This window comes from Synechococcus sp. RC10A2 (assembly GCF_047502605.1).
Map to the genome: position 1 here is coordinate 4,585 of NZ_JANSHP010000061.1, position 5,056 is coordinate 9,640.

A 5,056-nucleotide genomic window follows, 5' to 3' on the forward strand; every position below is an offset into this window, starting at 1 on the left:
CAACGGCCACGCCCAGGGGAAAAATCTAGCTCAGGCAGACTTGAGCGGGGCGAACCTGGATTGGGCTGACCTGAGTGGGGCCAACTTGGCTCAAGCAGACCTGAGGGGAGCAAGACTTGCCGGCGCCAACTTGAGAGAAGCTAACCTGAGGGGAACCGACCTCAGGTGGGCCAACTTGGAGGGAGCCGACCTCAGGCAGGCCGACCTGGACGCCGCTTGCCTACATTTGGCCAGCCTGCGAGGAGCCATCCTTTCCCCTCAAACGCAAATTGACCGCAAGTGGCAACTGATCTGGGAAATTGTCAACGGCCACGCCCAGGGGAAAAATCTAGCTCAGGCAGACTTGAGCGGGGCGAACTTGAGCTGGGCAAATCTGAGCGGGCTCAACCTCACCGGCGTGAACTTGGTGGGAGCCGACCTGAGAGGGGCTAACCTCTGCGGCGCAGACTTAAAGTGGGCAGAGTTGAGCAAAGCCAATCTGAGCCAGGCGGATCTGAGGGGGGCCAATCTAAACCAAGCAGATCTCAGCGGCGCAGACCTAAGCGCTGCCAACCTCAGTGGCGCCAGCTTGATCAAGACCGAACTAGCCAAGGCTAAACTCGTGGGGGCCAAGTTGACACAGGCCAAGCTCATCGGAGCCAGGCTGAGGCGGGCTAAACTGAACGGCGCAGATCTAAGGGGGGCTAGCCTCATCGGGGCCGACCTCGGCGAAGCCAAACTGGGCAAGACAAGCCTAAACTTGCCTATCTTGAGAGGGGCGGTGATTTCTGCAGAGGACAGCCCGGAGAGTCGCTGGTGGTTAATTATTCTCCATGCTTGCGCCCATTCGCAGGAGCTGAGCCGGACGGACTTGAGAGAGGCGGACTTGAGAAAGGCCAACCTTAGCCAGGCAGACCTCAGGGGGGTAAGGCTCAGCGGAGCCAACCTAAGCCGGGCTTACTTGATTGGGGCAGATCTGAGCGAGGCCAACCTAGGTGGAGCCAATCTGAAGAGGGCCAAGCTGGGTGGGGCCAACCTAACCCAAGCCGATCTCAGTGGAACCCAGCTCAGTAGGGCTTATCTGGGCAGAGCCAACCTAAGCGGCGCCGACCTGAGAGGGGCAAATCTGGAGCTGGCCAATCTGCAACGAGTGATCCTTTCTCCTGAAACCCAGATCGAGGCCAAGTGGCGGCTGGTGTGGGAGATCGTCAACGGTCACGCCTCCAAGAGAAACTTGAGTGGAGCTGACCTGAGCGGCGCCAACCTGAACTGGACTAACCTGAGCGGGGCGAAACTGGTCGGTGCAAACTTGAGGGGAGCCAGCCTAGTTGGAACCGGACTGAGGGGGGCTGACCTCAGCCGGGCCAACCTCAGCGGATCCAATCTCAGTTGGGCCGACCTAAGCTACACCAGCCTGGAAGGATCCAACCTAGACCATGCCAAGGTAGGAGGCGCAAATCTCCAGGGCGCAAGACTTGATTTTCAGTGGAAGTTGACCTGGCTCTCCCTTTGGTTCAAAAGTTTGGCGAGCGTCTGGTTTGGTTACCGCGATGTCCCTCGCCTGCTTCCTCCTGCTACCTCGGATCCCCACCGGCATCCTCTAGCCAAGGGAAACTAATGGTTGGCTCCCTCAATTTCTTTGGTTAGGGCCACGCGGCTTTGTGCCCTAGCAAAACTTTTCAAGCCAAGAGGACTGCTCTAGGATAAAGCATGTTCTTCTGAGGAGAATCCCCACAGTGTCGCACTTCACCAGCATCAAGGTTCAGTTCAAAAATAAAGAGATCCTGAAAGGCGCTTTGGTTGCCCAAGGTCACGAGGTCTTGGAAAACACTTATGTCCGGGGGTATGGAGGGAACCGTGTCCAGGCAGATCTGGTGGTTAGGCGCAGCAACGGCTACGACATTGGCTTTCGCCAACGGGGGGACAGCCTGGAGATGATTGCCGACTTTTGGGGAACGGGAGTCAGCGCTGAGGCTTTCTTAGCGCCAATCCGCCAAGCCTATACCCGCGAGCAGCTTCTTGCGACGGCCGCGGAGAAGGGATTTACGGTAGAGTCGGAATCTGTGGATGAAAAAGGGCAGATCAGGATTGTGTTGGGGCGCTGGGCTTGAGGAGGCATTATGGCGGAATATCAACAGGTTGAATACATCATCGACAAAGATGGCAACGTGATTGAGCGCGTGCTCAATGTCAAAGGCAAGGGCTGCCTTGAACTAACTGAGGAAATAGAAAGGGCATTGGGCACAGTTCAAAAAAGGGAACTGTTGCCTGAATATGACCAGGTACCAGTCATAGAAGAAGATGTCCAGCGTCAGGTGGAGCGTCTATGAATGCCCCAAACCCCTTTCTTGATCCCCTGTCTGGTTTAACCAAAGGGATCCAAAAGACTCTGGCTAGGATTCCATTTTGGAGTCGTAACTCTGAAATGAAAAGTCATGATGCCCTGCTGCGCAATCTCATGCAGGCTGCCGGTATCTCAACCTGGCGAGAGCTTCGACAAAAGGCCAAACTGAGTCGAGGAGCCCTAAATGCCCTGAGAACTGGACAGGCCGAAAAGCTGAAGTTAGCCGATCTCAATCGAGCGGCCAGCATTTTGTAAGTACCCTTGCCGAACCTTATTCAGGATTTTAGCGGAATTGAGCTAGCATCGGAGTCTGTAGAAACGGCTCAGGAATTGCAGCGGCTGCACAAACAGCTAGAACAGCAGGAAGGGCAATTGCGCCATCAAATCCGCGCCGAACTGGTGGAAAAGCTCAAGCCTCTTTTGGTGCAATATCCTACCCTGCAGCAGGTTGTGCAGAGGCGACCGGATTACCCCGCGCAGCAAGTCTTGGCTTTGCTGACCTGTCTGGGCAACTTGTTGGAAGACTGGCAGTTGGAAACCATTGGCCAGGTGTGGCAACAGGTGGCCTATGACCCAGAAAGCCACCAGCCCGATGAAGAGGATATCCAGGCGGGAGAGCCGGTCTACGTTCGCTTTGTGGGCTATCGACTTAGGGATCAAGTTTTAGTTCGAGCCAAAGTCAGTCGCACTCTACCTTCCTTGGCAGCATGACGACGTTGGCTATTGATTTTGGCACTTCCAATACGGTGGTCTGTGCCTACCAAAACCAAAAACCCCTTGCAATCGATATACCAGGGATCACCCACCGCTACGACGGCAGCCCCCCTCTAATTCCCTCGGTTCTCTTTGTCGGCCAAAATCAGCAATTTTTGATTGGGGCACCTGCCCAGGCCAAACGGGATCCCAAGCGCCTATTCAAAGGCTTTAAGCGGGATCTCTCTCAACAATTCCAGCCGGCTCCAACCTATGTGGATGGACAGGCCTACACAGCCCAAGAGGCCACGCGGATCTTTCTGCAGCAGCTTCTTGCCAAACTCCAGGCAGAGGGCTGGCAGCCCGATAAGGTGATCTTGACCGTGCCGGTGGGAGCCTACGAGGGCTATTTGCACAACCTGCAAGAGGTGTTTGGCTCCCTAGGGATCCAACAGGTCGTGTTCCTCGACGAGTCCACCGCGGCTGCTTTGGGCTACGGGATCCAGGAGCCGGGATCCCTGATTTTGGTGATCGATTTGGGGGGCGGAACTCTCGACCTCTCTTTGGTCAAAATCTTGAAGCCAGAGCAGGGCACTGCTTACCGAGCTGAGGTCATTGCCAAAACTGACCGGGCCTATGGCTGTGGCGGCGTCGATATCGATATCTGGATTGCCGAATGGGTGCTGGAGCAGTTGGGCCGCAAGCGACAGCAGGTCCCGGCCAGCAGCTTCCAGGTTCTGTGCGAGGTTGCCGAGCGGCTCAAGATCCGCCTCTCCAGCCATTCTCAGGCCAGCGAGGCCTGGCTGGATGAAGACTCCTTTGAGACCCACACTTTAACGCTTCAGCGCGAGCAACTCCAGGAGCTGTTGGAAGAGCGCGGCCTGCTGACGCGGCTGAGAGAAGCCATCGATGAGGTCATCGAGAAAGCCCACAATAAAGGGATCTCTAAACGAGATATCCACCAGGTGGTGTTGGTGGGTGGCACCAGCCTCATCCCAGGAGTGCAGCATCAGGTCATTAGCCTCTTTGGCCGCGACAAGGTCAAGTACCACAAGCCGTTTGAGGCAGTGGCCCACGGCGCTCTGGCCTTCACCCAGTTTGCCCGCCTTCAAGATCATCTCCGCCATACCTATGCCCTGCGGCTCTGGAATCCCTATTTGCAGGCGCCCGACTTTTTCCCTCTCTTTAAGAGCGGCACGGCTTATCCTGCCACGGTGGAACTGCCTCCCTTGCAGGCCAACGCCAATGGGCAAAGCCACATCAACCTGGTGGTTGGTGAGATGGCCGAGGAAGGGGCAACTGAGGTTGTTTACGATCCCGACGGTCGGATGCAGATCCGCAACAGCACCGCAGCTTCTAGCTTTCGTCCCCTTGGGATCCACAACCAGCTTTCCATTCCCCTCAAGCCGCTAGGGCGGGTGGGAGTGGATCGTTTGCAGGTCACCTTTGCCGTCGATGCCGGGCGAACTTTGCGGGTAACGGTAGTAGATTTGCAAACTCAAAAGACCCTTATGCAGCAGCAGGTGGTTGGAAGGTTAACTTGAGGTTAGGGATGGCGGAAAACTTTGATCCTGTTCTGGGTGGACAGCAACCAGCCGGATCCGATCCGGTCATGGGAGGCTTGGTGGGCATTGAGCAAGCCCTGGGCAGTCCGAATCCCAAGGTGAGAATCCAAGCAATCAAGGGTGCTCTGAGGTACGGATCCAGAGGGGCCGAGCTTGTTATCCAAGCCCTGCGAAATGATCCCAACTGGGAAGTGCAGTTTGCGGCTTGGGAGACGCTGCTGGAATCGAAGGATCCGCAGCAGGTGCAGGTGGCAAAGTCCCATCGACTTCCCCTCCGACAGGTTGGAGATGTCCGAGCAAGGTATGAAGCGGGAGAGCGGGATTTCCGCTGGGCCAACCTGAGGGGGGCCGACCTGATTGAGGCCAACCTGAGCCAGGCCAACCTGATCTGGGCCAACCTGAGCGGGGCCGACCTGAGCCAGGCCAACCTGAGCCAGGCCAACCTGATCTGGGCCAACCTGAGCGGGGCCGACCT

At 56.7% G+C, this 5,056-nt stretch carries 7 protein-coding genes; all 7 read left to right on the top strand.

The window, feature by feature from the left end:
- Window positions 1–1,597 (top strand): pentapeptide repeat-containing protein (locus NW848_RS07780; protein ID WP_414389209.1); only part of this gene is annotated, 1,597 nt, incomplete at its 5' end.
- Window positions 1,598–1,715: 118 nt separating this feature from the next.
- A complete protein-coding gene (locus NW848_RS07785) occupies window positions 1,716–2,090 on the top strand; it encodes a DUF1257 domain-containing protein (RefSeq protein WP_099812548.1) in 375 nt (124 codons plus the stop codon).
- A gap of 9 nt (window positions 2,091–2,099) precedes the next feature.
- The gene (locus NW848_RS07790) at window positions 2,100–2,309 is read left to right on the top strand and encodes a DUF2997 domain-containing protein (protein WP_099812547.1); all 210 of its coding nucleotides are present in this window, start codon (window positions 2,100–2,102) and stop codon (window positions 2,307–2,309) included.
- Entirely contained in the window at window positions 2,306–2,578 is a 273-nt protein-coding gene (locus tag NW848_RS07795; RefSeq protein ID WP_414508310.1) for a helix-turn-helix domain-containing protein, read from the top strand. The genes NW848_RS07790 and NW848_RS07795 overlap by 4 nt, the downstream gene beginning before the upstream one ends.
- A 6-nt stretch (window positions 2,579–2,584) precedes the next feature.
- Window positions 2,585–3,034 (top strand): molecular chaperone GrpE, encoded by a 450-nt coding sequence (locus NW848_RS07800; protein ID WP_414508309.1) that lies wholly within the window; start codon window positions 2,585–2,587, stop codon window positions 3,032–3,034.
- Complete coding sequence (locus tag NW848_RS07805; protein ID WP_414351930.1) at window positions 3,031–4,560, top strand: Hsp70 family protein; 1,530 nt, start codon at window positions 3,031–3,033, stop codon at window positions 4,558–4,560. Before NW848_RS07800 ends, NW848_RS07805 begins: the two co-directional genes overlap by 4 nt.
- An 8-nt stretch (window positions 4,561–4,568) precedes the next feature.
- Window positions 4,569–5,056 (top strand): pentapeptide repeat-containing protein (locus NW848_RS07810; RefSeq protein ID WP_414510865.1); only part of this gene is annotated, 488 nt, incomplete at its 3' end.